We start from the raw sequence: 26,677 nt of genomic DNA on the forward strand, positions 1-26,677 counted from the left end.
GGCAGCTCGCAACGTTCTTAAGCTACTCCGAGTTCCCGCACGGCACTAATCGATACCGCCGGTCCCGTGAGTCCTGTCACGTTCGCTGGACTATCGGGAGGTCAGGCGCTCCACAGCGGCGTCGATGCGCTCGTCGGTCCCCGTGAGGGCCACACGGATGTAGCCCGCGCCGTCGTCCCCGTAGAACACGCCCGGGCCAACCACGATCCCCAGCCCGGCGAGGCGATCGACCGTAGCCCACGTGTCCTCGCCGGCGGTGCACCAAAGGTACAGTCCCGCCTCGGAGTGCGAGAGCGTGAGCCCGAATTCCTCGAGGGCAGGGAGGAGCCGCTCGCGGCGCGACCGGTAGAGGTCCTTCTGCGCCAGCACATGGGCCTCGTCGCCGAGCGCCACGCGCATGGCCTCCTGGACCGGATAGGGCATGATCATGCCCGCGTGCTTGCGGCTGTTGACGAGGTTCGGCATGAGCTCTGGGGCACCCGCGACGAATGCAGCACGGTACCCGGCGAGGTTGGACTGCTTGCTCAGCGAGTAGACGCTCAGGAGCCCGGTGAGGTCCCCGCCGCTCACGCGGGGATCGAGCACCGACGGAACGGCCTGCCCGCCGCGCTGCAGGTCCCACGCACCCCAGCCGAGCTCGGCATAGCACTCGTCTGAGGCCACAACCGCACCGAGCGAACGCGCGCGGTCGACGGCGCCGCGCAGCTCGTCAGCGCTCCGCACCGCCCCGGTCGGGTTGCCCGGAGAGTTGAGCCACACGAGCCGCACGCGTGCGAGCGTCGCGTCGTCGAGCTCATCGAGGCTGTCCGCGGCGACCGCGGTTGCACCCGCCAGACGCGCCCCGATGTCATAGGTCGGGTAGGCGACGGCGGGACGCACCACCACGTCGCCCTCGCCGAGCCCCAGCAGGAACGGCAGCCACGCCACGAGCTCCTTGGAGCCGATGGTCGGCATGACGGCCTGCTCGTCGAGGCCCGTGACGCCGCGGCGCCGGGCGAACCACTCGACGACCGCCTCGCGCAGCGCCTGCGTGCCGTGCACGGTGGGATACCCGTGCGCATCGGAGGCCGCCTTGAGCGCTTCCTGCACCACCTCTGGGGTGGGGTCAACAGGCGTGCCGATCGAGAGGTTCACGGCACCACCGGGGTGCCGGGCCGCCTTCGCCGCGTACGGGGCCATGGCCTCCCAGGGGTAGTCGGGCAGGTCCAGCCCGAAAGCCCGGCCCGTGGCGCTGCGTCCTGGCTCCACGCTCAGCTGGCTGCGTTCTGTGGAGGGAGGGCCGCAACGAGCGGGTGGTCCTTGCCCGTGTTGCCGAGCTTCGCCGCCCCGCCCGGGGAACCGAGGTCGTCGAAGAACTCGACGTTGGCCTTGTAGTAGTCGGCCCACTCGTCCGGAACATCGTCCTCGTAGTAGATCGCCTCGACCGGGCACACGGGCTCGCACGCACCGCAGTCGACGCACTCGTCCGGGTGGATGTAGAGGGACCGTTCGCCTTCATAGATGCAGTCGACGGGACATTCCTCGACGCAGGCCTTGTCCTTCACATCGACGCACGGCTGTGCGATCACGTATGTCACGGTGCCACCCTCTCTTCCCTCGCCCTCACTGCTGACGTCTTCTCGCAGATCTACCGGGGCCGATTGAGCCTATTATCTCCCGGCTGGCTCCCGCCACTCCACGGAGACACGTGCCGTAGCACTACGATGGAGCGTGCCGTCCTCTCCCGTCGAACTCCTGCGCTCGCTCGCCCCGGGTACGCGCGTGGTGGTGCGCCGCCGGATCGAGGGCGGCTTCGCGGACACGCTCGGGGATCTGGTAGCGCACGACGGCGCAACGGTCACCATCCGCACGAGGCGCGGCAACGCCGTCGTGCTTCTCGAAGACGTCGTGGCTGCGAAGCCAGTCCCTCCGCCTCCTCCGCGTCGGGCGGCTCGCCGACCCGAGGGCTAGGGCTGCACCATCCGCTGATTGGTGTTCGCATAGCTGACCGAATCCGCCGTCGAGCCGACAAGCCCCATGGTGACTCGGAGCAGGCCCGGAGCCACGTCGTCGAGCGGTGGCGGTGTGTCGGTGCCCAGGGTGAGGCTCCGCCCGTTGGAGGTTGTCGCGGTGACAGATCCCAGATAGACGCTGACGTGTCCGCTGAGCACCGTCTTGTCGGCGGACGTGACCAACCCGGGCCCGTTGGGCGGGCGCACCGTCAGGGTGAACCCCGTGATGGTGATCGAGTCTGCCGTGATCTTCAGAACGCGGACGCCGCTGCCGTCGGCGGTCGGCACGGTGACGACGCTGATCGAACTCAGCCCCGTGAAGGACAGGCTCTGGGAGCCCATCGAGGCCGGAGTCTTGGTGAAGATCGGTGTTCCGCTGTCCCGAGGCGCCGCCACAGGCGCGCTGGACGTGGGTTCCGGGGTCGCGATGGCAGCCGGGTCCGCCCCGGATCCTGCGCCGGGAAGCGCGGGCAGGCTGGGGCCGGATCCAAGCCCCGGCAGCAGAGTGCCGCCCACAGCGGGCAAGGGCCCCGGCGCCTGGGTAGGTGCCGTGCCCGAAGGCGAAGGACTCGGGGTCTCGGACGGGCAGGACACGACGAGTGGCACACACAGCGCCGTCGGCACGCTGTCGGGGATCCTCGCCGCTCCGAGGACGAACGGCAGGGTGAGGAGCGAGCCGGACGCCACGGCGGCGAGGGTGCGGGCACGGCGGAGATTCACCCTGCCCACGTTCCCCGCTTGGCCCCCGGCGGGCCCATCCACGCCGCGACCAGCACGCCTCCGACCACCGAGAGCAGCATGCCGACGAGGAAGCCGCCCATGTTAACCCCGACGAGCGAGTAGACAGCGACCACCAGTGTCAGAACCCCATAGAACACGTGATGCGGCGGCATGGTCACGGACAGGACTCCGAGAAGCACCAGCACGATCGGGATGACGGTGGCCTGAAGTCCCTCGATCCCCAGCTGGATGTGAAGATGGCCAAGGTCGAGCTGACCCGAGAAGAACATCTCCACCCCGCCGAGCATGGCCAGCAACCCGCCGACGAACGGCCGCTGCCGGCGCCAGTGCCGGAATCGGCTGGCCTTCCCGGACGCCTTCGCACTCCGCGACGGCGCGGGAGCACTGTTCTCCGTCGTCGACGACGTGCCACCGCTCAGAAGCATGCCTTGGACCCATCCGTCAGATCCAGGCTCATCCCGGTCAGGGTGAACACCGATGCCTGCGTACTCCACGCCGTCTGCTGCAGATTCGTGATCGTGATGCTGTCTGAGTCCTGGGCGAAGTCGCCTGCCGAGCCCTTCGCGGCGGTGTTGACCGTCGAGGCGTCCACGCCGATGCGGATCTTGCCGAAGGTGGAATCGCCCTTCAGGCCGGTCATTCCGATCTGAAGATCGGAAGCCGAGGCAGGGTTGTTCCCGCCGCCGGCTTTGATGAGCACCCCGACCGTGCCCAACGGGGTCTGCGTGACCACGGACTGGCACAGGTCAGAGAGGGTTGCGCTCTTGATGTTGGCGATCGCAACCGGGTGATCCTTCCCCTCGGTATCCTTCGCGACCCCGGCGTACTGGGAGAACCCGGTTCCCTCGAGCCTCGAGGCGCCGATCTGGAACTGGCTGCCGGACACGGCGAAGGACACGGGTACCGCCCCTTGGGCGATGCCGCCCATGAGGAGCGATGCGGCCGCGGCCGAGGGCACGGCAAAGAGCATGATGCGGCCTGCATGGGATGCACCCATCGATCGGATGCGCTGCGAGACGGGGAACTTCATTGATCCTCCTGACGTGGGCGCCGCCCGTGACGGCGGCAACACGGTCGAAGATATCGGCACTGTTGACTCTGAGTCAATAGCGGCCTCGCCGACTCTTCTCGAGTCAGTAGAATTTCTGCTGTGTCCGAACCGCAGCGCGCCCGCCTCAACCCTCAGGACCGGAGAGCGCAGCTCGTCGCGGCCGGAGTGAACTTCCTGACCGACCACACTCTGGACGAACTGACGATGGACGAGCTCGCCCGCTTGGCCGGCGTTTCACGCGCCCTGCTGTTCCATTACTTCGAAACCCGCCAAGGCATGCAGCTTGCCGTGGTCACGACGGCGCGGGACAGCCTTCTCCTCGCCACGACTCCGCGCGAGGACCTCGCCCCGCGGGAGCGGGTCCGGGACACGCTGCTGAGGATCACCCAGTTCGTGCAGCAGCACCACGGCACCTTCTACTCAATGGTCAGAGGGGCCGCAAGCGGCGACCCCGCGGTGCGCGTGATCATCGATGAGTCACGTGAGCTCAATGCCGAACGCCTGCGCGAAGCCTTCATCGAGCTCGGGTTGGCGGACACTACGTTGTTGCGCGTGGCCCTGCGATCCTGGGTCGCGTTCGCCGAGGAGTCGCTCATCAGCCTCGCGATCGAGCGCAACACTGCGGCCGATGAGGTGGTGCAGTTCCTGGAGGCATCCCTGCATGGGATGGTGAACTCCATCCACGACCAGAGGCTCTGAGCTCGGAAGGCATCGCCCCCTTGTGGGCCAAGGCCGCCGCACCTACTATTAAATCCAATTGATGGTTTAATTGGGTTGGAGCTGGGCCGGCCCCTCAGGAGGCCGGCCATGTCCTTGAACTCCCTGCTGGGCGCGATCGCCCGGACGAGCATTCCGCACCTTGTGCTCGAAGAACCCAGGCTCGACCACGTCTCGGTCCATCCCTGCGCGGAAGGTCTCTGCGTCGACGTCGGCCTCTCGGTTCTTGGCTTGGTGCAGTTAGGCCGCGCCCGCGCAACGGCACGCTTCACGGCGGTCCTCGAACGGCGTGGCCCGGATGGGAGCACTGTCCGCCGGGCCATTGCGAGCATCGAGTCGTGTGACGGCGCGTTCAGGCGTGAAGGGTTGACCCTCGCGGGCGCTTCCCTCCTCCTCGGCACACCGCATCCCCAGCGCTTCTGGCCGCGGATCGGCGCTCCCGACGGTCGCGGCGTGGTGCTCGTCGACTCCGCATGGACAGACCTCATGGTCACCGACCACAGGCACCGCCTGGTCACACGGGTCCGCGGTGAATGGGCCATGCCCTTGCGGAGCAAGTAGGTGCTCCCTACAATATGACCATCAATTGGACAATTGGTGAGCCGAAGCTGGGTCGGACCGCCCCGAGACAAAGCCGCCTGCCATGTCACTCCGAACCCTGCTCGCTCGTCCGCGTACCCATTTGTCCGGACCCGCAGACCCAGTCTCCAACCCTCGACATCCAGCGCGCATCGCGTCCGTTGCAGTGCGCGCACTCGACTGCGGGCTCCACGTGGATGTCGACGAAGATCACGCCGAGTCCGGACGCCTGAGCCACGCGATTCACGCGTCAGCCCGATTCACGGCCGTCCTCGAACGGACCGGGCCCGAGCCTGGCGGAACGGGGCGCCGGATCACAGCTCTGAGCGTACGGTCGGACCACGCCGGCCTCCGCCCCGGGCACTTCAGGCACGCCACGGCGGGTCTCACCGTCGGGGCTCCGCCGTTGTCCTCACTGCTGGACAAGGCGCCCGCGCCGAAGGGCTCACGTGTACGGCTCCTCTCCGCCACCTGGTCAGACCTTGTTGTGACCGACGCCGAAAGCGGTCTCGCCCTGGAAGTCGAAGGAGAGTGGACCGTCTACTGTGCGGCCGAGCATCAGGAGATGCTCGTCCCGAGAGCCCAGATGGCCTAGTCCTGGACCGCGTCCGGCAGCGTCCGGAGCCTGAAGAACGGGCCGAGGGCCACGGGTAGGATCGCGACGAGCCCACCGACGATCCCGATCCACAGCGTCGGAACAAGCCCGATCCTCTCCCCCAGCCACCCGCCGAGGAGCGAGCCGATGGGCATGACGCCCCACACGACGCAGCGGATGGACGCGTTCATCCGCCCGAGCAGCCGCGGCGGGCAGATACGCTGGCGCATGCTCACCTGCATCACGTTGTAGACGATCACGCCGAAGCTCATCGAGAACTCGCCCACGCTCAACAGCACGGGCGCCCATGGCCCAGGGCCAGCCACGAGCGCGAGAGGGAGAAGTACCCCACCGGCCCCGCCGACCATGAGCCCGATCGGAAGCAGCGGGCCCTCCCCGATCCGCGCGCCGAGGCGGGGGGCGGCCACCGCACCGACGAGCCCGCCCACGGACCCGATGGAGAGCATGACGCCGAACCCGGCGGCCCCGAGGTTGAGCTCGCGAAGGATGACCAGCGGCAGGAGCACGTAGGCCACGGACGAGAACAGGTTGCCGATCGCGGTGCTGGCCACGATCCGCCGGATGAGCGGATGCCTTGCCACGAAGGCACCGCCTTCACGGATCTCCACCCAGAGGCTGCTGTCCTCGCGTCGCTCAGGCAGCATCTCCGCGTCGTGGACACGGGTGAGGCAGAGTGCCGACACGAGGTAGCCCGCCGACTCGGCGGCGAAGAGCACCGGGGCACTGACGAGAGCCAGGAGGAAGCCGCCGAGCGCGGGGCCGCCCATGCGGGCGACCTGCGCGGTCGCCTCGAGCTTGCCGTTCGCATCGGCGATCTGACTCCGGTGGACGAGGAGTGGAATGTAGCTCTGGTAGGCGACATCGAAGAAGACTGTTGCGACGCCGACCACGGCCGCGACGACGTAGAGATGCCACATCTGCAGCACTCCGGCCCACCACAGCACGGGGACGCATGCCATCGCAACCATCCGTGCGAGGTCCGCCCGGATCATGGTGCGTCGCTTGAGCCAGCGGTCCACCCACGCGCCAGCCGGGAGTCCGACGATGAGGAAGGCCGCCATTGCGGCCGCGTTGAGCACGCCGAGCTCCATCTCCGCCGCCCCGAGGAGGCTCACGGCGAGCACGGGAAGCGCGAGCTGGCCGAGCTGGACGCCGAGCTGACTGACGCCCTCCCCGGTCCAGAAGGCGAGGAACGAGCGGCTCCGAAGGAGAGTCGGCGCGGTCAGCTCTGCGGGCGTTTCAGGGGACACGCGGCCAGTCTGGGTCAAGTGATTGGGAAGTGTCAATCACTCATCGATAGGCTGGTGCCATGTCGGAGCCAGACGAGGCCGCGAAGGGCCGCGCGCTCAGTTCACCGCTGCGCCTGCGCATCCTGCGGATGTGCCTCCACCAGCCGCGTACCAACAAGGAGATCGCAGATCGGCTGGGGATCAACCCCGCCTCGTGCCTCCACCACGTGCGCACCCTCGTGGCGACGGGATTCCTTGAGTCGCAGCCCGAGCGCCGCGGCGCCCGCGGGGCCAAGGAGGTCCCCTATCTGGCCACACGCAAATCGTGGAGCCAGCATGTCGACGACGTCGCCCCAGTACTGATTGAGACCTTCGTCCAGGAGACCGCGGCCCTGGCGCCGGAGGACATCTCCGTCTGGAGGGTCGGGCTCAAGCTCAACCAGGAGCATCGGGACGACCTCATGGGCCGGCTCCGCGCCATCGTCGACGAGTTCGTGGCACTGCCCAGCGATCCCGACGGCGAGGCTATCTCGCTCATGATCGCCCAGCACCGAGACGCCGCCGCCGACTGATCCGCCACCCCTGCCGATTCGGTTACCGATCTCCCACCTGGTTTCGCCTTTCGGGTACGCGTACGACGACGGGCGGTGCCTTCCGCGCGGAAGGCACCGGCCGTCGTGGTACCCGCAATGCCGAATCAGACGCGAGATCTGGACCCGAGACGGAGCAAGGAGTCAGGCGCGGGAGCGGCTGCGAGCCGCCTTGAGCCGCTCGTTCGCGTCGAGGACGACCTTGCGGATGCGGATCGACTCCGGGGTGATCTCGACGCATTCGTCCTCGCGGGCGAACTCAAGGGACTCCTCGAGCGTGAGCGTCCGCGGCGGGGTGAGGCCCTCGAAGTTGTCGGCCGTAGCCGAACGCATGTTCGTGAGCTTCTTCTCCTTGGTGATGTTCACGTCCATGTCATCAGCGCGCGAGTTCTCCCCCACGATCATGCCCTCGTACACCTCAGCCGTGGGCTGGATGAAGAACGAGCCGCGCTCCTGGAGGTTGATCATGGCGAACGGGGTCGCCACACCGGCGCGGTCCGCGATGAGCGAGCCGTTGGTGCGGTACTCGATCTCGCCGGCCCACGGCTCGTAGCCCTCGGAGATCGACGACGCGATGCCGGCGCCGCGCGTGTCCGTGAGGAACTTGGTGCGGAAACCGATGAGGCCGCGGGACGGGACCATGAACTCCATGCGGACCCAGCCGGTGCCGTGGTTCGCCATGTTGGTCATGCGGCCCTTGCGTGCCGCGAGCAGCTGCGTCACCGCGCCGAGGTACTCCTCGGGGACGTCGATCGTCATGTGCTCGATCGGCTCGTGCACCTTGCCGTCGACCTTCTTGGTCACGACCTGCGGCTTGCCGACCGTGAGCTCGAAGCCCTCGCGGCGCATCTGCTCGACGAGGATGGCCAGGGCCAGCTCGCCACGGCCCTGGACCTCCCACGCGTCCGGCCGCTCGGTCGGCAGGACGCGGATGGAGACGTTGCCGATGAGCTCCTTGTCGAGGCGGTCCTTGACCTGGCGCGCCGTGACCTTGGCACCCTTGACGCGCCCGGCTAGTGGGGACGTGTTGATACCCACCGTCATCGAGATCGCGGGATCGTCGACGGTGATGAGCGGCAGCGGCTGCGGGTTCTCGACGTCGGTGAGGGTCTCGCCGATCGTGATGTCCTCGATGCCGGCGACGGCGACGATGTCACCGGGACCCGCGGACTCGGCGGGGACGCGGTCGAGGGCCTTGGTGGCGAGGAGCTCGGTGATCTTGACGGTCTTGAGCGAACCGTCGTGCCGGGCCCAGGCGACCTGCTGGCCCTTGTGGAGTGTGCCGTTGTAGATGCGCAGGAGCGCGAGGCGGCCGAGGAACGGCGACGCGTCGAGGTTGGTCACGTGGGCCTGGAGAACACCCTCAGGGTCGTAGGTCGGAGCCGGGATGTGCTTGAGGATCGTCTCAAAGAGGGGCTCGAGGTTGTCGTTGCCCGGAGCCTCGCCGTTGGCGGGCTGCTCGAGCGACGCAGCGCCCACCCTCGCGGCAGCGTAGACGACAGGCACGTCGAGGACCTTGTCGAGGTCGAGATCGGGGACCTCGTCGGCCAGATCGGACGCAAGGCCCAGAAGGAGGTCCATCGACTCATGGACGACCTCGTCGATCCGCGCGTCAGGGCGGTCCGTCTTGTTGACCACGAGGATCACGGGAAGATGCGCCGCGAGCGCCTTGCGCAGCACGAACCGGGTCTGCGGGAGCGGACCTTCAGACGCGTCGACGAGGAGGACCACGCCGTCGACCATCGAGAGCCCACGCTCGACCTCGCCGCCGAAGTCGGCGTGGCCGGGGGTGTCGATGACGTTGATCGTGATGCCCTCGGGCTCACCGGCCCCTGCCGCAGCCGGGCCCGCGTAGCGGACGGCCGTGTTCTTGGCGAGGATCGTGATGCCCTTTTCACGCTCGAGGTCACCCGAGTCCATCACGCGTTCCTCGACCTCGCCATGGGAGGCAAAGGAATTGGTCTGCTTGAGCATGGCGTCGACGAGGGTCGTCTTGCCATGGTCGACGTGCGCGACGATGGCGACGTTGCGGAGGTCGGTACGGGAGGCAGTGGACACGGTTTCAGTCATTCGCGTGAGGCTCGTTTCGAGTGGGTCGCAACTTGTCCGGCGCCCGGCGGGGTCCTTCGGTCAAAGGCAGTGGGGGCACAGCGGAACAGACCCTGTCAGGGCCAGCACCCTCAATTTTACTCTCTCGGGCGCACTGCTCCGTGCGCTGCCCGGTGCGTGGGTGTCCCGCAGTGGCGAAGATCCCATCGTAGGCCGCATCATGGTGAGGTTCGCATCTTCTGAAGGACCCCATGGACCGAGCCTCCAGCAGCGCTGGGCGTCTGACCCTGCGCGCGCTGTCCTGTGCCATGGCGGTGCCCCTCCTCGCGGGGTGTGCGGGCCCGCTCGAAGCACTTCCGGCGTCGTCCGGCGGCGCCATCGGCACCGTATCCCGTCCAACGGAAGGCGCGGCCCTCCATGTCTTGCCACCCGCTGCGGTGCCGTATGGCACTGCCCCGATCGCGATCATTCCACGCACGACGCCGGCCCATCGCCTGACGCCGCCGGATCGCCTTCCGCTCGGCTCCTTCAGCGTCAATCCGGCCACCCAGCGGAACGAGCCTGTGCTGGGGGATCTTTCGAGGGCCGCGGTCCTGATCGGCGACTCGCAGTCAGAGCCGACGGACAGCTGGGTGCGGCGGGGCCTCGAGCACGCAGGGTATTCGGTGTACTTCGCCGGCAGCGGGGGCACGGGCTATTCCGTCGGCATCCCGAAGGTCCACGACTACGCCAACGCACTGAGGCTCGGCGACTGGCGGGTGCCCGCGGGCAGCCCGGGCCTCGTCGTGGTCCAGGGCGGGGGGAACGACGCATCGCGCAATTCGGCCGATTCGGCGATTGTCAACGGCGCCATCACCCTGTTCGCCGAGCTGCGCCGCACGTACCCCGGCGCCCGGATCGTCATGGTCGGAACGCTCGCGAAGTCGGCCGCCGACGGCGGCGGACGCCGGACCGAGGTCGATGCGCTCCTGGGCCGCACCGCGGCCGCACTCGATGTTCCGTTCGTTGGCTGCGGCGACTGGATCTCCCTCTATGGGCTCGCCGGTGAGCTGGCCGACGGGGTGCACCTCAAGCCTGCGGGCAAGGCACGTCTCGCCCCGGTATTCGCTGACGCGCTGGCCGCGAGAGGCCTCGCACTCTCCTGAGCTTGAGTCCCCCCGCGGCCGATTGCCCCGAACCCTCCGTGTCCGCCCTACGCGGGGTCCGGCGGCAGCAGTAGCTTGCCGCCCGGGATGGCATCCAGGAGCGCCCGCGTGTAGTCCTGCTGCGGCGCGTCGAACACCGAATCGGTCGCCCCGGTCTCGACGAGCCTGCCTTTCTCCATGACGCACACGTGGTCCGCGATCTGCCGCACCACAGCGAGGTCGTGCGTGATGAAGAGGTACGTCAGCCCGAGCCGTTCCTGGAGGTCCGCAAGCAGGTTGAGGACCTGCGCCTGGACCAGGACGTCGAGGGCCGAGACCGCCTCGTCGCAGATGATCACCTCGGGATCGAGTGCCAGAGCGCGGGCAATGGCAACCCGCTGGCGCTGACCGCCCGAGAGCTCGTTCGGGTACCGCTGCATCGCCGACTGCGGAAGCGCGACCTGGTCCAGGAGCTCGCGAACCTTGAGCTCGCGTGAGGCCCTGTCTCCGATGCCATGGGTCCGCAGCGGCTCCTCAATGGTCCGGTAGATGTTGTACATCGGATCGAGCGAGCCGTAGGGGTCCTGGAAGATCGGCTGGACTCGACGACGGAAGGCGAACAGCTGCTTCCGGTCGAGCGTCGCCGTGTCGACGCCGTCGAACACAATCCGGCCAGAGGTCGGGGCCAGGAGCTGGAGGACCATCTGGGCCACCGTCGACTTGCCGGAGCCCGACTCGCCCACGATCGCCATGGTGGTTCCCCGGCGCACCCGGAAGCTCACGGAATCGACCGCCGTGAAGTCTGTTGACCGACCCAGCCCCCCGGAACGGAGCTTGAAGACCTTCGTCAGGTCCTCGACCACGAGCGCGTCGTCGGGCACTTCCTCTGGCCCAGCCGCGGCGGGCGTCTCCTGCGTTTCCACGGCTTCGAGTGCCGTCGCCTCGGCACGCTCGGCAGCCTTGGCCCTGGCCTCGTCCGAGGCTGTCAGGAGCTCAGTCGGCTCGATGCCGGCCTCCTTCGCCACCTGGATGCGCCGGGATGCGAGCGAAGGTGCCTTGGCCACGAGCCGCTGCGTGTACGGGTGCAGGGGGTTGCGCAGGATTTCGAGCGAGGGACCAGACTCCACCACCTTGCCCTGGTACATCACCACGACCTTGTCCGCGCGCTCGGCCGCGAGGCCGAGGTCATGCGTGATGAGGAGGACCGACGTGCCGAGCTCCCCCGTCATTGTCTGGAGGTGGTCGAGGATCTTGCGCTGGACCGTGACATCGAGGGCCGAGGTCGGTTCGTCGGCAATCAGGAGCTTGGGCGCGCACGAGAGCCCGATCGCGATGAGCGCGCGCTGACGCATGCCTCCAGAGAACTCATGCGGGTACTGCTTGGCGCGCCGCTCGGCGTCCGGGAGCCCCGCTTCCGCGAGGGCGCGCGCGACGTCGGCCGGCTTGTCCGCCTTCCCGTTGGCACGCAGCGTCTCCCTGACCTGGTAGCCGATCTTCCACACCGGATTGAGGTTGGACATCGGGTCCTGGGGGACCATGCCGATCGTGTTGCCGCGCAGCTCGATCATGCGCTTCTCGGGCGCATGGGCGATGTCCTCGCCGTCGAGCAGGATCTGCCCCCCGGTGACGCGCCCGTTGCTCGGCAGGAGGCCGATCGCGGCGAGCGCCGTCGTCGACTTCCCAGATCCCGACTCCCCCACGATCGCGAGCGTCTCGCCGGGCATGATCTTCAGGTGGGCGTCGCGGACGGCCCTCAATTCGCCCGAGCTGGTCGTGAAGGCGATCTCCAGATCGCGGATCTCGAGGATCGGACGACCGCCGGGCCCCTCGTCGTCGATGATCGCCGGAATGCCGGCTGCAGTAGTCTTCTCGGTCATCGGGTCCTGCTCTTCGGGTCGAGGGCGTCGCGGACCGCGTCGCCGAGCATGATGAAGCTCAGCACGCAGAGGGACAAAGCCACGGACGGGTAGATGAGGATCATCGGATTCGTGCGGATCGACTGCTGTGCGGCCGCGATGTCGTGGCCCCATGACATGACGGACTCGGGCACGCCGATGCCGAGGAACGAGAGCGTTGCCTCCGTGACGATGAACACGCCGAGCTCGAGCGTCGCGAGCACGATCACCGGGGCGATGGCATTGGGCAGCACGTGGCGCAGGAGCGCGCCGAACCTCGAGACACCGAGCGAGCGGGCAGCGGTCACAAAGTCCGCGTTGCGCACCTCGATGACCGCTCCGCGCGTGATGCGGGCCATTTGGGGCCACGCCAGCATGGCAATGACGAGCACCACCGTCCACACGCTCTTGTTCTCCCGGAACAGCGGGAGCTGCGTGATGACGAGCGCTCCGAGCACGAGCGGCAGGGCGAAGAAGATGTCGCCGAGCCGCGCGAGGAGTGCATCGAGCCAGCCGCCGTAATACCCCGCCAGAGCGCCGAAGGTCACGCCGATCACGAGGACGCACAGCACCGCGAGGACGCCGACCGTCAGAGAGGCCTGGGTCCCGTGGACCACCCGCGAGTAGAGGTCGCAGCCCTGGAAGGTGAACCCAAAGGGGTGACCGTCTCTCGGGCCAGCCTCGGAATTCTCCAGGAGGCAGTTCTCATTCGGCGGGGTCTGGGTGAGGGCACCGGGGAAGAGCGCGATGAAGACGAGCGCGAGGATCATGATCGAGGAGATGATGAACAGCGGGCGACGGCGCAGCTTGCGCCAGGCGTCGGCCCACAGGCTCAGCGGGGCTTCTTCAACCCGGAGGGCATCGGTGGCGCCGAGCCCCACCTCATCGAACGGGGCAACGAAGTGCCCCTCAGTGCGTTCAGGCTTCATAGCGGATCCTCGGGTCGAGCCAGGCATACAGGAGGTCCACGAGCAGGTTCGCGAGCACGAACACGAGGACGAGCACGCTCACGATCGCGACCACGGTGGGGCCCTCGCCGCGCAGCGTGGCCTGATAGAGCTTGTTCCCCACACCGGGGACGTTGAAGATGCCCTCGGTGACAATCGCGCCGCCCATGAGGCCGCCGAGGTTGGCGCCGAGATAGGTCACCACCGGGATCATTGAGTTGCGCAGGATGTGGGCGAGCACAACGCGGGGGCGGGACAGGCCCTTCGCGGTTGCGGTGCGGACATAGTCCGCGTTCATGTTCTCGATGACCGAGGCCCTCGTGAGACGCAGCACGTAGGCGAACGAGACGAGGCCGAGCACGATCGCCGGGAGGAGGAGGTTGCCCCAGTCGGCCTGAGCGCCCACCGTGGGCTTCGCCCAACCGAGATAGACGCCGAATACGAGCTGGAACACGAAGCCCAGAACGAAGGTCGGAACAGCAATGACCACGAGGGAGGCGATCAGAACGGTGGAATCGAAGATGCCGCCGCGGCGGAGGCCGGCCCACAGGCCGAACAGGACTCCGAAGATCGCCTGGATGGCGAGCGCCTCGACCGCAAGCATGGCCGTGACCGGGAAGATCCTGGCGAGCGTCGCGGCGATGGGCTGCTGCGTGAAGTCGACGCCCAGGTCGAGCGTGAAGAGGTTCTTGAGGAAGATCCCGTACTGGACGAGGAACGGCTGGTCGAGGTGGTACTGGGCGCGCAGCGCGTCGATGACGCTCTGCGGCGGTTGCCTGTCACCGAAGAGGGCAGCAATGGGGTCTCCGGGGAGCGCGAAGACCATGAAGTAGACGAGCAGAGTCGTCCCGAGGAACACCGGGATGACTTGGAGCAGACGGCGGAGGATGTAGCGGATCATCGCGGCCCTCCGGCGTGCTGGGCACAGGATCGTGCCATGGAGCTGGGCCTTCCTATCAGATGCCGAGGGCCCGGCGGGTGGCCGGGCCCTCGGCTGCGATCAGAGCGCGCGGGCGCGCGTCACTTCGCCTGGATGTTGTAGTACAGGATGGCCCCGTTCCAGCCGGACTCGGCCTTGACCACGTGGTTGCTCCACACGAGCGGCCTCGTGTAGTCCCACAGAGGGACGCCCGGCAGGTCCTTGAACAGGATCTCCTGGGCCTTGTTGAACTTGTCGCTGGCCTCCTGCGTGGTCTTGGCCGCGAGGCCCTCCTTGAGGAGCTTGTCGAAGTCGGGGTTCGAGTACTTCTCGTAGTTCGAGGACGCTCCCGTGGCCCAGACCGGTCCGAGGAAGTTGTAGAGCGACGGGTAGTCGCCCTGCCAGCCAGCGCGCGTCAGGCCCGGGAGGCTCTGCGACTTGCGGAGGTTGAGCACCTCGGCGAACTTCGCGAACGGCTGGATCTCGGCCTGGATGCCGAGGTTGTTCTTGAAGTTGTTGGCGACCGCCTCGATCCACTCCTTGTTCCCGCCATCGGTGTTCGACGCGATCTGGAGCGGCTTCGAACCGTCGTACGGCTTGATCTTCTCGGCCTGGGCCCAGAGGTCCTTGGCCTTCGCGGGATCGTACTTGAGCACCTCGTTGCCCGGAATGTCGGCCTTGTAACCCTCGATGACCGGCGGCGCGTATCCCGTCGCCGGCGTGCGGGTACCGTTGAAGACGACCTTCGCGATCTCCTCGCGGTTGATCGCGTAGGAGAGCGCCTGGCGACGCAGCTTGCCCGCGTCACCCTGGAAGTTCGGGTTGTAGCCCGGGATGTTCAGCGTCGAGTCCGTCGCGATCGGCTTGGTCGAGTTCCGGTCGGGGAAGTCGCTCGTGTACGTCTTGAGCGCGTTCGAGGGCAGCACGTCGGTGACGTCCAGGTTGTCCGCCTGGAGATCGGTGTAGGCCGGGCCCGGATCCGTGTAGAACTTGAAGGTCACGCCGCCGTTCTTGGCTTCGCGGGGTCCCTTGTAGTCGGGGTTCTTCACGAGCGAGATCGACTGGTCATGAACCCAGGAGCCCGTGTCCTTGGCCATCTTGTACGGGCCGTTCCCCACGGGGTTCTCTCCGAACTTCTTCGGGTCCTTGAGCGCCTCGGAGGGAAGCGGATAGAAGGCCGAGTAGCCGAGGCGCAGAGACCAGTCCGACTCGGGCTGGGCGAGCTTGACGGTGATCGTCGAATCGTCCTTGGCGCTCAGGCCGGACATGGTCTGGGCCGTCGGCGCCGGAGTGGTCTTGGTCTTGCCATCGGCACCCGTCTCCTTCTTGACGGCGCTGACGGCGTCATAGCCCTCGAGGGACTCGAAGAAGAACCCGTTGTTCTGGAGGTTCGTGCTCAGCGCCGCAAAGTTCCAGGAGTCAACGAACGTCTTGGCGGTGATGGCTTCGCCGTTGGTGAACTTCGACCCCTGCTTGACCTTGATCGTCCAGGTCTGGGAATCCGTCGTGTCGATGCTCTCGGCGAGGTCGTTGACCGGCTTGCCGTTGGGATCGTAGGCCCTCAGTCCGGCGAACAGCTGGTCCACGACGCGGCCGCCATAGACCTCGTTCGTGTTGGCAGGCAGGAGAGGATTCTGCGGCTCGTTGCTGTACGCCGTGATGACCTTGTTCGGATCGCCGGTGGCCTGGGTTCCCCCTCCGGTGCCGGATCCGCCGCCGCAGGCGCTGAGCGCGAGCGCGACAGAAGCGGCGACCCCAAGGGTCCTGGACATGCGTGAAAGACGCATTTCCTTGCTCCTTCGTTGAATGGTGCATGGGTCCCCGCCTAGCGCAAGAACCTGTGTTGCCAAGCACTCGTCCCTGTGACTTGGCTTATAGAGATCCAGCCTAGCCCGAATCTGAAAATACGAAAGAACCGTTTGCGAAATCGTGATCATGCCTCGGCGGCCTTCGGGCAGCACGACGAGAGGGCCCTCGTCCAGGGTCCTCTCGTGTTCGCGGTGCGTTGCCCGCTCAGCCAGCCGCGCGGCGTCGTGCGGGGAAGGCTCCGGCCGCTCGCCTCACTCGATCCCGCTCGCGAGGAGCAGCTCGCGCAGCTCACGGCGCTCGCGCTGCTTCTCGGGGTCCGGGAGCGGCACAGCAGCGAGGAGGCGCTGGGTATAGGCCTCCTGCGGGTTGCGGAGGATCTGGTCACGCGAGCCCTGCTCGACGATCCGGCCGCGCTGCATGACGCAGATGTGGTCGGCGAGGACGTCGATGACGGCGAGATCGTGCGTGACGAACAGGCACGCGAAACCGAGCTCCTTCTGCAGCCCCTGGAAGAGCTCGAGGACCTTCGCCTGAACGGAGACGTCGAGCGCCGAGGTAGGCTCGTCGGCGACCATGAGCTTCGGCTTGAGCGAAAGCGCACGGGCGATGCCGACGCGCTGCTTCTGCCCGCCGGAGAGCTCGTGCGGGTACCGGTTCCGATAGGACCGCGGAAGCTCAACCTGGTCCAGAAGCGTCTCGACGCGCTTCTGGAGCTCCGCGCCCTTCGCGACTCCCGCGAGCAGCATGGGCTCACCGATGGACTCGCCGATGGGCAGGCGCGGGTTCAGCGAGGACGAGGGGTCCTGGAACACCATGCCCACCGACCTGCGGATGTCATGGAGCTCCTTGGAGTTCTTCTTCAGCCCCGAGATCTCCTTGCCGCCCACCTTGAGCGAGCCCTCCGCAACCGGCAGGAGGCCGACGGCGGCGCGGCCGATCGTCGTCTTGCCCGAACCCGACTCGCCGACGAGCCCCACGACCTGGCCCGGGTACACGACGAGGTCGGCGCCCTCGACCGCACGGAAGGCCGGAACGCGCCCCTGCTTGGGGTACTCGATCGCGACGTCGGCGAGCTGCAGGATGGGGGCGCCGCGGCGCTCCTCGGCGGCTGTGGCCGCAGCAAGCGCCGCGCGGTTCTCCCTCTCGCGCTGGGCGAGTTCGGCGGGGTCGACTGCCTCGAGCTCCGCACCCGTGGCCGCAGCGAGGGCGGCCGTGATGTCAACGTCGTCCTCCGTCCCCTCGCCGCCCTGCCCGAGGTGGGGAACAGCCGCGAGGAGCGCCCGCGTGTACTCGTGCTGGGGGTTGTGGAAGATCTCCCCGGCCGTGCCGGCCTCGACGATCAGGCCACGCCGCATGACGGCGATCCGGTCGGCGAGGTCGGCGACCACCCCCATGTCGTGGGTGATGAGGATGACCGCCGAGTTGAGCTTGTCCTTGAGATGGCGCATGAGGTCGAGGATCTCGGCCTGCACGGTCACATCGAGCGCCGTGGTCGGCTCGTCGGCGATGAGCAGCTTCGGGTCGCACGAGAGCGACTGTGCGATCATGGCGCGCTGGCGCTGGCCGCCCGAGAGCTGGTGCGGATAGGACTTGAACGCCTTCTCGGGGTCTGGCAGCTCGACGAGCTCGAGCATCTTGATCGCTCGGGCCTTCGCCTCGTCCGGGGAGACCGGGTTGTGGAGGCGGATCGTCTCGACGATCTGATTGCCGATCGTGTACACCGGGTTGAGCGCCGTCATGGGCTCCTGGAAGATGACAGCCACGTCGTTGCCCCGCACGGAACGCCCCGCGGACGCCCTGTCCTTGCCCAAGAGCTCCCGGCCCATGAGCTTGACGCTGCCCGAGACCTGGCTGTTGGACGGCAGGAGCCCGAGCAGGGCCATGGAACTAGCGGACTTGCCCGAGCCGGACTCGCCCACGATCGCGAGCACCTCTCCGGCACGCACCTCGTAGTTGAGGCCGATGGCCGCAGGGACCCATTCCTTCTCAACGCCGAAGTCGACGCTGAGGTCCTTGACCTCCAGGACCATCTGGCCCTTGACCAGGTCCTCGCCGAACCCGTTGGCGCGGTTCTTCGCGTCGCGGCTCCGTCCGTCCCGTCGGGGCCGGCCCGCTGTGCCGAGGTTCTCAGCCATCGTTGTGCTTCCTTCCCTGCGCCGCCGGACCCGAGAGCTTCGGCCTGGGCGACGGAATCCTGAATTCGATGCGACGTCCTGCATCATGGGGGGCATGAGCGCGATGCAGCATGCCGGTCCCACCGACGTCTTCAAGGCCCGCAGCAACAGGCTGCTGGCCGTGGCCCTGTGGGCCCTCGCCGCGCTCGGCGCGGTGCTCACCGTCGCGCAGTCCGGGCTGCCGGGCGTGCGCTACCTCGCTCCCCTGGCCCTCATGGCCTGGGCCGGCTGGGCGCTCTTCTGGCGCCCCGCCGTGGTGGTGAGCGATTCTGGCGTCGAGCTCGTCAACCCGGTGCGCAGCGTCGGGGTGCCGTGGGAGGCCCTCGCGTATGTCGACACGAAGTTCGCCCTCACGCTCGGGACCGGGGCTGGCCGGTTCACGGCGTGGGCCGCGCCGGGCCCCGGGGCGCTCGGCGCCCGCCGGGCGCGCCCAGAGCATCTGACGGGGCTCCCCGATTCGAGCTTCGGCCCCGAGCACACCGTGCGGCCGGGCGATCTCGGCAACACGGTGTCCGGCCAGGCGGCGATCCTCGTCCGACGCCGCTGGGCCGGGCAGGTGGACCGCGGTGCCGTGGCCGGGGGCCAGGTCGAGGAGACGCCCGTGGCCCGCTCGGTGGCGTGGGGTGTGCTCGCACTGGGCCTCGTCCTCGTGGTCGGCACGGTCATCACGTTCGCCGCGTGAGCCGGGGCCAGCCCCGCGGCCCGCAGCGCGCGGTCCCGCGATCGGCGTCGCGCGCACGTCAGTCATTCCTGCCGGTCGTGTCGTCGCCAGCGTGGGGAGCCCCGCCGAAGGCCTCGCTGTCCGGGACGTAGCCGGACACCGGGCTCACGCCACCGCCGACCTCAAGAGCGGGCGCAGCGGCGCCTCCGGCCACCACGGCCGACCCGTGGCCACTCCTTGTGCCCTTCTTTGCCTTCTTCGCGTTGAACTTCTTCTGGCGCGGATCGAACGCGTCGCGCAGGCCGTCGCCGATGAAGTTGATGCAGAGGCAGATGAGCACGATGAACAGGCCCGGCCACCAGAAGAGCCACGGACGCGTGGAGAAGGCCTCCTGGTTCTGGGAAATGAGCAGGCCGAGGGACGTGTCCGGGGCCTTGACGCCGACTCCGAGGTAGGAGAGCGCCGTCTCGAGCAGGATCGCAGAGGACATCAGCAGCGTCCCGTTGACGATCACAACGCCGACCGCATTGGGCAGGATGTGCTTGAAGATGATGCGGGCGTTGGAGGCCCCGGAGATCCGTGCTGCGTCGACGAACTCGCGCTCGCGCAGCGAGAGGAATTCGCCGCGGACAAGGCGCGCGAGGCCCACCCACGCGACCAGGCCGAGGAAGATGCCGAGCACGACCACGCCGTTCGACGCCGCGAACTGGCCGAACCAGGATCCGGAGTCGCGCCGGCCGGCCGTCTGGGACATGACCGCCGCGAGAAGCAGTACCGGAATGATGATGATGATGTCTGTCAGGCGCATGAGCACCGCCTCGACCCACCCGCGGAAGTACCCCGCAAGGGCTCCGACGACGACGCCGATGAGCCCGGCGACGACGCCGATGATGATCATGATGATGATCGACTGCTGCGCGCCGCGCATGGTCATCGCGAACAGGTCGCGCCCGATCCGGTCTTGGCCGAACGGGTGATCGCCGAAGCTGAACGGCAGGGTCCATGTCGGTACGCCCTCGTTGACGAGAGGGGTGACCTGATCGTGCTGGTACTGCCACCAGCCGGGGATCGGCCCCCAACCCTCGGACGAGAAGGCGAGAACGAAGATGACCGCGAAGACGATGAGACCGGCGAGGGCACCGGTGTGGCCGAAGAACCGCTTCCGGACGATCTGCCCGAGGCTCAGGCCCTTGGCTTCGAGGATCGGCTCGATGCCGGCGGCAGGCGCGGCGGCCGCCGCAGCCGAGGCCGAGACCTCCGTGGCTTCTTCCTGCTGTGACTGCTGGCTCATGTCACTTCACCCTTACGCGAGGATCGAGCGCGGAGTAGACGAGGTCCGCGATGAGGTTGAACGCGAGGGCCGTGATCGCGACGCACACGAACACGCCCATGACCGGGTTCGGGTCCACGTGCGAGATGCCGTCGAGGAACATGAAACCCATCCCGCGGACGGAGAACACCGTCTCGGTGATCACCGCGCCGCCGATCAGCTGGCCGATGTCGAGGGCGACGACGGTCGCGATCGGGATGAGAGCGTTGCGGAAGGCGTGGCGCATGACGACGCTCCGCTCGCTCACGCCCTTGGCACGCGCCGTGCGGATGTAGTCCATGTTCATGACCTCGAGCATCGACGAGCGCGTGTAGCGCGTGTAGCTCGCGAGCGAGATGAGGATGAGGGCGGCCGTCGGCAGGATGAGGTGGGTGAAGGAGTCGATGCCTGAGATCCAGAAGTCTCCCTGCAGGTTGGGGGTTCCGGCACCGATGGTGGCGATCGGCCGGCCCCTGATGCTTCTGTTGTCGAAATACGCGGGCCACGACTGCATGAATCGGTCAAGGAGCACCATGAACGCAACCACGAATGCCGTAATGGCGCCGGCGCGCATGCTCTGGCTGCGGTCGTAGCCGCCCCAGAAGTAGCCCGCCGCGATGCCCACCCCGACGGCGACGACCGCGAGGATCAGGATCATGAGCGGCGTCGCGAGGTTCAGCAGCGGCTGGACGGGGAAGTAGACCACAGCCCCAACCAGGACGGCGGTAAGCGCGGCATACAGCGCGCGACGGTTCTGCAGGCCTGCGGTGAGGACCGTGACGGCGAAGGCGATTCCGACCCCCGCGATGACGACGACTCCCAGCCCGAGGCCAGGGAAGCGGAACCACTGCGTGAGGCTCGCCACGATGAGGACGAGCGTCACGAACGCGAAGGCGATGGCCCCCACGGTGGCCTTGCGGCGGACCGCACCACTGGTGACGACGGCCGCAAAGATCCCGATGACGAGGCCGATCCCGAGGGCGACCGGGAGCGGGATGTCCGGATGGGCCAGGAAGTTGTTGAACCCGATGGCCCCGTACTCCTTGAGGAGGACGGCGATCCAGAAGATCGGGAGCGAGAAGAACAGGAACGCGAGGAACGTGACGCCGTAGTCGAGCGCGCTGTACTGGCGCAGGGCCGTCACGATGCCGAGGGCCACGCCAATGAGGATCGCGAGGATGGTGGCACCCGTGACGAGGGTCAGAGTCTGCACGAGTGCCTGGCCAAGCGCCTGAGTGACTGGCTGGCCGACCAGGTTCTTTCCGAGGTCGCAGTTGCCGACGAGGCATCCGGCGGCTCCCCCGAGCCATTTGAAGTAGCGGATGGGAGCTGGGGTGTCCAGATCCAGGAGTTGGGAGCGCGCCTGCATGAGTTGGGCGGCATTCGGGAGATTGCTGGCGCGGAATTCCTCAAGCGGGTCCCCCGAGAGCGCCGTGAGGTTGTACACCAGGAACGACGCGCCGAGAAGGATCAATGCTGCGGTGATGAGGCGCCGGACGACGTAAGTCACCATGTTTCGTTGTACCTCTAATGTGGGCCGCCCCGAAAGGGTGCGGGGCGGCGCGGACGGGTGCCGGGGGCTTGCCACGCGGTCGGCGTGGGGCGCGACGGCGGGTGGCTGGATCCGCCGGGAGGGCGCTGCGAAGCGCCGGGACCCACGAGCTCGGTCCCGGCGCTTCAGCTAGCGCATCAGAACTCTGGAGGCTACTTCGTAGCCCACTCCCAGAAGTTCCACCAGACACCGCTGCTGTTCGGCATGTACTTCACACCGGTGACCTTGTCGCTGTACGCGTCCACGCCGACCGCCTGGAAGAGCGGGACACCGTACGAGGAAGCCCAGATCTTCTGGTCGATCTGCTTTTCCAGGTCGGTCTGCTTGCTCTGATCGGTCGTCTGAACGAGCTGCTCCATTAGCTTGTCAGCATCCGGGTCGGAGAACTTGTTGAAGTTCGAGCCGTTGCCGCTCTTGAAGATCTGCGGAACGCCAGAGACTCCCACGCCCGGGTTGATCCAGCCGAAGATCGTCGCGTCGTAGCCGCCCTTGCCGAGCGCCTTGCCCCAGTCCGACTTGCCGAGTCCGCCGTCGACGATCTTGAAGCCGGCCTTGGCCGCGCTCGCCGCGATGAGCGTGTAGGCGTCGACGCGGTTCGGGTTGTCCTTGTTGTACATGATCTTCACTTCCGGCGTCTTGCCGGCAAGGAGCTGCTTGGCCTTGTCGATGTTGACCGCGTCGTAGGCCGAGGAGCCGTTGTTCTTCACCGAGTCGGCGTAGGCCGCCTGCTGGGGTACGAAGATCTGCGAGTCGAGCGGCTTCGCGTTCGGGTCCATCTGCTTGATGATCTTGTCAAGGATGTCCTGGCGCGGGACCGTGAGCATGAAGGCGGTGCGCACGTCCTTGTCGGCAAACGGACCCGTGTAGTTCAGGTCGATGTGATCGTACGAGAGCTGGTTGCCCTGATCGACCGTAACGCCCGGGATGCCCTTGAGCTGCTGGATCGTGTCAGACGACGCCTGCGGGGCAATGATGTCCGCCTCGCCGTTCTTGAGGGCCTGAATCTGGGCAGGGGCCGAGCCGATGTAGCGGATCGTGATCTGGTCCAGATTCGGAGTCGGACCCCAGTTGTAGTCCTTGTTCCGCACGAGCGTCATGGACTGGTCCGGGACCATGTCCTTGACCACGTACGCGCCATTGGAGAGGAAGAGGCTCGTGTCCCCCGGCAGTGTCTTCGTGTCGAAGCCCGTGTTGTAGAAGTCAGCGGCCTTCTTCAGCGTGTCATTCGCGGGCTGCGGGCTGGCCGGGTCGCCCTTCTTCATGCCCTTCATCAGGTCGAAGAGCGCCTTGGCATCGGCGAGGCCCGCCTTCTTCGCCACGACGTGCGCCGGGATGTCGATCGTGTTGTTGCTGGCGCCGATCGCGAGCTCCCAGTCGGCGTACGGCTTCGTGTACGTCAGGGTGAACGTCTTGCCGTCCGAGGACACATCCGGGAAATTCGTGGCATTGAGGCCCGTGGGGTCTCCCGCCGTCGAGAAGTAGGCGGTGCCCTTCTTGCCATCGGGGCTCGCGTCGTCGAAGTAGCTCGAGCCGGCCGCCCAGTTGAGGGCGACGTCGTACGCCGTGACCGGGGTGCCGTCGGACCACTTGACGCCGTCGGCAATCGTGTACTTCACCGTGAGCGGGTTGTCCGAGGTCTTCTCGTAGTGGCCGAACTTCTCGTTGTGAATCACGTTCAGCTTGTTGTCCACATAGTAGAAGCCCATGTGGGTCGCCAAGCTGATCTTCGAGTTGATGTCCGTGTTGCCATCGGCAGTTTCCGGGTTGAACGTGTTGAACGCGTTCACCTCGACGACGGTGGCGCTGCCACCCTGCTTGGCGCTTGCCGACGAGGTGTTCGTGTTCGAACCGCCGCCTTGGGTCGCGCAGGCGCTGAGCGCGATTGCTGCGACCGCAGCCACGCTCATCGCCTTGGAAATACGCCCGAAACGCATTCCGCCTCCTCTGGTGCATCTGTTGAAGTGCCCGGGAAGACCCCGGAGCCGACGGCCCGTCCCCCCTGGCGGTAGACGTGGCGCGTCTCACATGCTCGACAGACTAGCCCGCCCGTCGGGCCAGTGGCTACGAAAGTTCCGTTTCAGATCATCGTCGTTATAGAGATGCAACATATCTTTCAGGTTCTGGAGGTGAGGATCTCGATTCGACGTATCTGATTGAACTTTCCCAATCACTCGCGCCTTGATTCCCGCGCGTTACTGCGGAGTAACGCACAGGTTTCAATCAGTGGAGTGTCAGCGCGGCTCAAGCGTCCAGTCACGGATTTCAGCCGAATCTTCGCCGAACTCCCGGGTGGCGGACCGCGCCTCCGCGAGCTCATCCATGTAGCGCTGGCGAAGGCCGGCATGGCGCAGTGCAAGACCCGGCACGCGGTCGAGCACGTCGATGGCCAGGTGGAACCTGTCGATCCTGTTCAGCATGGCCATGTCGAACGGCGTCGTCGTGGTGCCCTCTTCAACGTAGCCCCGCACGTGGAGATTGCCGTGGTTGGTGCGACGGTACGTGAGGCGGTGGATGAGCCAGGGGTATCCGTGGTATGCGAACACGATCGGCTTGTCCTTCGTGAACAGCGCGTCGAATTCGCGGTCAGGCAGGCCGTGCGGGTGCTCGCGCTCGTCCTGGAGCCTCATGAGGTCCACAGCGTTGACCACGCGGACCTTCAGATCGGGCAGGTCGCGGCGCAGTATCTGAGCGGCTGCGATCGCCTCCCCCGTGGGCACGTCGCCGGCGCAGCCGAGCACGACGTCGGGCTCCTCGCCCGGCGCCTCGTTGCCCGCGAACTCGAGGATTCCGATCCCGCGGGCGCAGTGCAGCTCGGCCTCGGCAGGGCTGAACCATTGGAGCGAGAGCGCCTTCCCGGCAACCACCACGTTCACGTAGTCGCGGCTGCGGAGACAGTGGTCCATCGTGGACACGAGCGTGTTCGCATCCACGGGGAGGTAGACGCGCACGACCTCGGCCTTCTTGTTCACCACATGGTCGATGAAGCTAGGGTCCTGATGGGAGAACCCGTTATGGTCCTGCTGCCATACGTGGCTCGAGAGCAGGTAGGTCAGTGAGGCGACAGGCATGCGCCACGGCAGCTCGCGGTGGACCTTGAGCCATTTCGCGTGCTGGTTGAACATCGAGTCGACGATGTGCACAAATGCCTCGTAGGACGTGAAGACCCCGTGGCGGCCCGTCAGGAGGTAGCCCTCGAGCCAGCCCTGGCACAGGTGCTCGCTCAGCACCTCCATGACCCTGCCGGCGCGCGCGAGGTGCTCGTCGACGTCCTCGATGCGCTCCTGCCACACCTTGTCCGTGACCTCGTAGACGTCCTGGAGGCGGTTGGAAGCAGTTTCGTCGGGGCCGAAAAGCCGGAAGTTGTCCGGATTCGCGCGGATCACCTCGCGCATCCAGCCTCCGAGGTTGGTCATCGCCCCCGCACGCACGACGCCGGGCGCCTCCACCGGGATCATGTGCGCGTCGGTGGCAGGGAGCTTCAGGTCCCGCAGGATCCGGCCGCCGTTGGCGTAGGGCGTTGCGCTCATGCGTCGGTTTCCGCTCGGGGCGAGGCTGGCCAGCTCGGGCGAGCGGGCGCCGTCGTGCGTGAAGAGCTCTTCCGGGCGGTAGGAGCGCATCCACGCCTCGAGCTCGGCGAGGTGCTCCGGGTTCTCGTGGATCTCGTTGAGCGGTACCTGATGCGCGCGCCAGGTCCCCTCGACCGGCTTCCCGTCCACCACCGCAGGGCCGGTCCACCCCTTCGGGGATCGGAACACGATCATGGGCCACGGCTCGGGCACCGAGTCGCGAGGCCGCTCCCCCGCGCTCTCCGCTTCCCGGGCCCGCGTCTGGATGGCGGCGATCGCATCGAGGCAGTCGTCCAGAGCCTCGGCGAAGTCGCGGTGCGCCTGGGGCTGGGCAGAAGGATCCGCGACCGTGACGAAGCGAGGGGCCCACCCGAGGCCCTCAAAGTACTTCCTCACCTGGTCCTCCGGACGCCTGGCCAAGACGGTGGGATTGGCGATCTTGTAGCCGTTGAGGTGCAGGATCGGCAGGACGGCGCCGTCACGCGCCGCCTCGAGGAACGCCGTCGACTGCCAGCTCGTGGAGAGCGGCCCCGTCTCGGCCTCGCCATCCCCCACAACGCACGCCACGACGAGGTCCGGGTTGTCGAAGGCGGCGCCGAAGGCGTGCGCCAGCGAGTAGCCGAGCTCGCCCCCTTCGCTGATCGATCCAGGCGTCTCGGGGGCCGCGTGGCTCGGAATCCCTCCGGGGTAGGAGAACTGCCTGAAGAGCTCGCGGAGGGACGCCTCGTCGTCACCGAAACGGGTGTAGATCTCCGAGTAGGTGCCCTCGAGGTAGGCATTGGCGACGTTCGCGGGACCGCCGTGGCCCGGGCCCGTGACGAAGAGCATGGCCTGATCGCGATCGACGATGGCCCGGTTGAGGTGGGCGTAGATGAAGTTCAGGCCAGTAGTGGTGCCCCAGTGGCCCAGTAGGCGCTTCTTGACGTGTTCCTTCGCGAGGGGCTCCTTCAGGAGCGGGTTGTCGCGCAGGTAGATCTGGCCGACCGAGAGGTAGTTCGCGGCCCGCCACCAGCGGTGGAGGTCCTCGACCTGTCCACGGGTCAGGTGCGTCTTGCTTGCGGTGTCCGTCACTGGCGCGCCTTCCGCTCGACGGCCGCAGCCTTGCGGCCGGTTCGGAGTCAGCCTAACCGGGACGGTGTTCGAATTCTTGGGTCGTGT

23 protein-coding genes are annotated in these 26,677 nt (G+C 67.2%); 7 read left to right on the top strand and 16 right to left on the bottom strand.

What is annotated here, in order from left to right:
• Nucleotides 1–90 precede the first annotated feature (90 nt).
• Nucleotides 91–1,248 carry a succinyldiaminopimelate transaminase gene (gene dapC, locus AB5L97_RS12775; RefSeq protein WP_307957968.1) on the bottom strand — a complete coding sequence of 386 codons (1,158 nt, stop codon included), beginning with the start codon at nt 1,246–1,248 and terminating at the stop codon, nt 91–93.
• A gap of 2 nt (nt 1,249–1,250) precedes the next feature.
• Entirely contained in the window at nt 1,251–1,577 is a 327-nt protein-coding gene (gene fdxA / locus AB5L97_RS12780) for a ferredoxin (protein ID WP_307957969.1), read from the bottom strand.
• Between the two features lie 133 nt (nt 1,578–1,710).
• Between fdxA and AB5L97_RS12785 the strand changes: the two genes are divergently transcribed.
• Nucleotides 1,711–1,950, top strand: coding sequence for a hypothetical protein (locus tag AB5L97_RS12785; protein ID WP_307957970.1), 240 nt, complete (start codon nt 1,711–1,713; stop codon nt 1,948–1,950).
• On the opposite strand, the gene AB5L97_RS12790 is transcribed toward AB5L97_RS12785, so the two are convergent.
• Genes AB5L97_RS12790 through AB5L97_RS12800 form a run of 3 tightly spaced genes read right to left on the bottom strand, consistent with a single transcriptional unit; the run spans nt 1,947 to nt 3,762 of the window.
• On the bottom strand, nt 1,947–2,711 hold the full coding sequence (locus AB5L97_RS12790; RefSeq protein WP_369044945.1) for a hypothetical protein: 765 nt from the start codon (nt 2,709–2,711) through the stop codon (nt 1,947–1,949). The two genes, AB5L97_RS12785 and AB5L97_RS12790, sit on opposite strands and share 4 nt — an antisense overlap.
• Nucleotides 2,708–3,157 carry a DUF6114 domain-containing protein gene (locus AB5L97_RS12795; protein ID WP_369044946.1) on the bottom strand — a complete coding sequence of 150 codons (450 nt, stop codon included), beginning with the start codon at nt 3,155–3,157 and terminating at the stop codon, nt 2,708–2,710. The genes AB5L97_RS12790 and AB5L97_RS12795 overlap by 4 nt, the downstream gene beginning before the upstream one ends.
• Entirely contained in the window at nt 3,148–3,762 is a 615-nt protein-coding gene (locus AB5L97_RS12800) for a DUF6230 family protein (RefSeq protein ID WP_307957973.1), read from the bottom strand. The genes AB5L97_RS12795 and AB5L97_RS12800 overlap by 10 nt, the downstream gene beginning before the upstream one ends.
• A 120-nt stretch (nt 3,763–3,882) precedes the next feature.
• Between AB5L97_RS12800 and AB5L97_RS12805 the strand changes: the two genes are divergently transcribed.
• The 3 genes from AB5L97_RS12805 to AB5L97_RS12815 all read left to right on the top strand — a co-directional run bounded on the left by AB5L97_RS12805 (nt 3,883) and on the right by AB5L97_RS12815 (nt 5,674).
• Nucleotides 3,883–4,482: a TetR/AcrR family transcriptional regulator gene (locus tag AB5L97_RS12805; RefSeq protein ID WP_307957974.1), complete on the top strand. Its 600-nt coding sequence runs from the start codon at nt 3,883–3,885 to the stop codon at nt 4,480–4,482.
• 108 nt (nt 4,483–4,590) lie between these two features.
• Nucleotides 4,591–5,061, top strand: coding sequence for a hypothetical protein (locus tag AB5L97_RS12810; RefSeq protein WP_307957975.1), 471 nt, complete (start codon nt 4,591–4,593; stop codon nt 5,059–5,061).
• Between the two features lie 211 nt (nt 5,062–5,272).
• Nucleotides 5,273–5,674 carry a hypothetical protein gene (locus AB5L97_RS12815; RefSeq protein WP_369044947.1) on the top strand — a complete coding sequence of 134 codons (402 nt, stop codon included), beginning with the start codon at nt 5,273–5,275 and terminating at the stop codon, nt 5,672–5,674.
• Here the strand turns inward: AB5L97_RS12815 and AB5L97_RS12820 are convergent.
• Nucleotides 5,671–6,945, bottom strand: a complete 1,275-nt coding sequence (locus AB5L97_RS12820; RefSeq protein ID WP_369044948.1) for an MFS transporter — start codon at nt 6,943–6,945, stop codon at nt 5,671–5,673. The genes AB5L97_RS12815 and AB5L97_RS12820 overlap by 4 nt on opposite strands.
• Nucleotides 6,946–7,004: 59 nt before the next feature.
• Between AB5L97_RS12820 and AB5L97_RS12825 the strand changes: the two genes are divergently transcribed.
• Nucleotides 7,005–7,496 carry an ArsR/SmtB family transcription factor gene (locus AB5L97_RS12825; protein ID WP_369044949.1) on the top strand — a complete coding sequence of 164 codons (492 nt, stop codon included), beginning with the start codon at nt 7,005–7,007 and terminating at the stop codon, nt 7,494–7,496.
• 162 nt (nt 7,497–7,658) lie between these two features.
• On the opposite strand, the gene typA is transcribed toward AB5L97_RS12825, so the two are convergent.
• Nucleotides 7,659–9,584: a translational GTPase TypA gene (typA, locus tag AB5L97_RS12830; protein WP_307957979.1), complete on the bottom strand. Its 1,926-nt coding sequence runs from the start codon at nt 9,582–9,584 to the stop codon at nt 7,659–7,661.
• Nucleotides 9,585–9,814: 230 nt separating this feature from the next.
• Between typA and AB5L97_RS12835 the strand changes: the two genes are divergently transcribed.
• The gene (locus AB5L97_RS12835) at nt 9,815–10,708 is read left to right on the top strand and encodes an SGNH/GDSL hydrolase family protein (RefSeq protein ID WP_369044950.1); all 894 of its coding nucleotides are present in this window, start codon (nt 9,815–9,817) and stop codon (nt 10,706–10,708) included.
• A 47-nt stretch (nt 10,709–10,755) separates the two neighbouring features.
• Here AB5L97_RS12835 and AB5L97_RS12840 read toward each other — a convergent pair whose 3' ends face one another.
• The 5 genes from AB5L97_RS12840 to AB5L97_RS12860 all read right to left on the bottom strand — a co-directional run bounded on the left by AB5L97_RS12840 (nt 10,756) and on the right by AB5L97_RS12860 (nt 18,287).
• Nucleotides 10,756–12,564, bottom strand: a complete 1,809-nt coding sequence (locus tag AB5L97_RS12840; RefSeq protein ID WP_369044951.1) for a dipeptide ABC transporter ATP-binding protein — start codon at nt 12,562–12,564, stop codon at nt 10,756–10,758.
• Nucleotides 12,561–13,511, bottom strand: a complete 951-nt coding sequence (locus AB5L97_RS12845) for an ABC transporter permease (protein WP_307957982.1) — start codon at nt 13,509–13,511, stop codon at nt 12,561–12,563. The genes AB5L97_RS12840 and AB5L97_RS12845 overlap by 4 nt, the downstream gene beginning before the upstream one ends.
• The gene (locus AB5L97_RS12850) at nt 13,501–14,430 is read right to left on the bottom strand and encodes an ABC transporter permease (RefSeq protein ID WP_369044952.1); all 930 of its coding nucleotides are present in this window, start codon (nt 14,428–14,430) and stop codon (nt 13,501–13,503) included. Before AB5L97_RS12850 ends, AB5L97_RS12845 begins: the two co-directional genes overlap by 11 nt.
• A 119-nt stretch (nt 14,431–14,549) precedes the next feature.
• The gene (locus AB5L97_RS12855) at nt 14,550–16,235 is read right to left on the bottom strand and encodes a peptide ABC transporter substrate-binding protein (protein ID WP_307957984.1); all 1,686 of its coding nucleotides are present in this window, start codon (nt 16,233–16,235) and stop codon (nt 14,550–14,552) included.
• Nucleotides 16,236–16,508: 273 nt separating this feature from the next.
• Nucleotides 16,509–18,287 carry an ABC transporter ATP-binding protein gene (locus tag AB5L97_RS12860; RefSeq protein ID WP_369047435.1) on the bottom strand — a complete coding sequence of 593 codons (1,779 nt, stop codon included), beginning with the start codon at nt 18,285–18,287 and terminating at the stop codon, nt 16,509–16,511.
• A gap of 199 nt (nt 18,288–18,486) precedes the next feature.
• Here AB5L97_RS12860 and AB5L97_RS12865 point away from each other — a divergent pair, with 199 nt between their 5' ends.
• Complete coding sequence (locus AB5L97_RS12865) at nt 18,487–19,113, top strand: PH domain-containing protein (protein ID WP_307957985.1); 627 nt, start codon at nt 18,487–18,489, stop codon at nt 19,111–19,113.
• A gap of 58 nt (nt 19,114–19,171) precedes the next feature.
• Here AB5L97_RS12865 and AB5L97_RS12870 read toward each other — a convergent pair whose 3' ends face one another.
• The 4 genes from AB5L97_RS12870 to AB5L97_RS12885 form a co-directional block, all read right to left on the bottom strand.
• Nucleotides 19,172–20,383: an ABC transporter permease gene (locus AB5L97_RS12870; protein ID WP_369044953.1), complete on the bottom strand. Its 1,212-nt coding sequence runs from the start codon at nt 20,381–20,383 to the stop codon at nt 19,172–19,174.
• A gap of 1 nt (nt 20,384) precedes the next feature.
• Nucleotides 20,385–21,914 (bottom strand): ABC transporter permease, encoded by a 1,530-nt coding sequence (locus tag AB5L97_RS12875; RefSeq protein WP_369044954.1) that lies wholly within the window; start codon nt 21,912–21,914, stop codon nt 20,385–20,387.
• Nucleotides 21,915–22,105: 191 nt separating this feature from the next.
• On the bottom strand, nt 22,106–23,887 hold the full coding sequence (locus AB5L97_RS12880) for an ABC transporter family substrate-binding protein (RefSeq protein ID WP_369044955.1): 1,782 nt from the start codon (nt 23,885–23,887) through the stop codon (nt 22,106–22,108).
• Nucleotides 23,888–24,184: 297 nt separating this feature from the next.
• Entirely contained in the window at nt 24,185–26,590 is a 2,406-nt protein-coding gene (locus AB5L97_RS12885) for a phosphoketolase family protein (RefSeq protein WP_369044956.1), read from the bottom strand.
• Between the last annotated feature and the right edge of the window lie 87 nt (nt 26,591–26,677).

It is taken from the genome of Sinomonas sp. P10A9 (assembly GCF_041022165.1).
Lineage (GTDB): Bacteria > Actinomycetota > Actinomycetes > Actinomycetales > Micrococcaceae > Sinomonas > Sinomonas puerhi.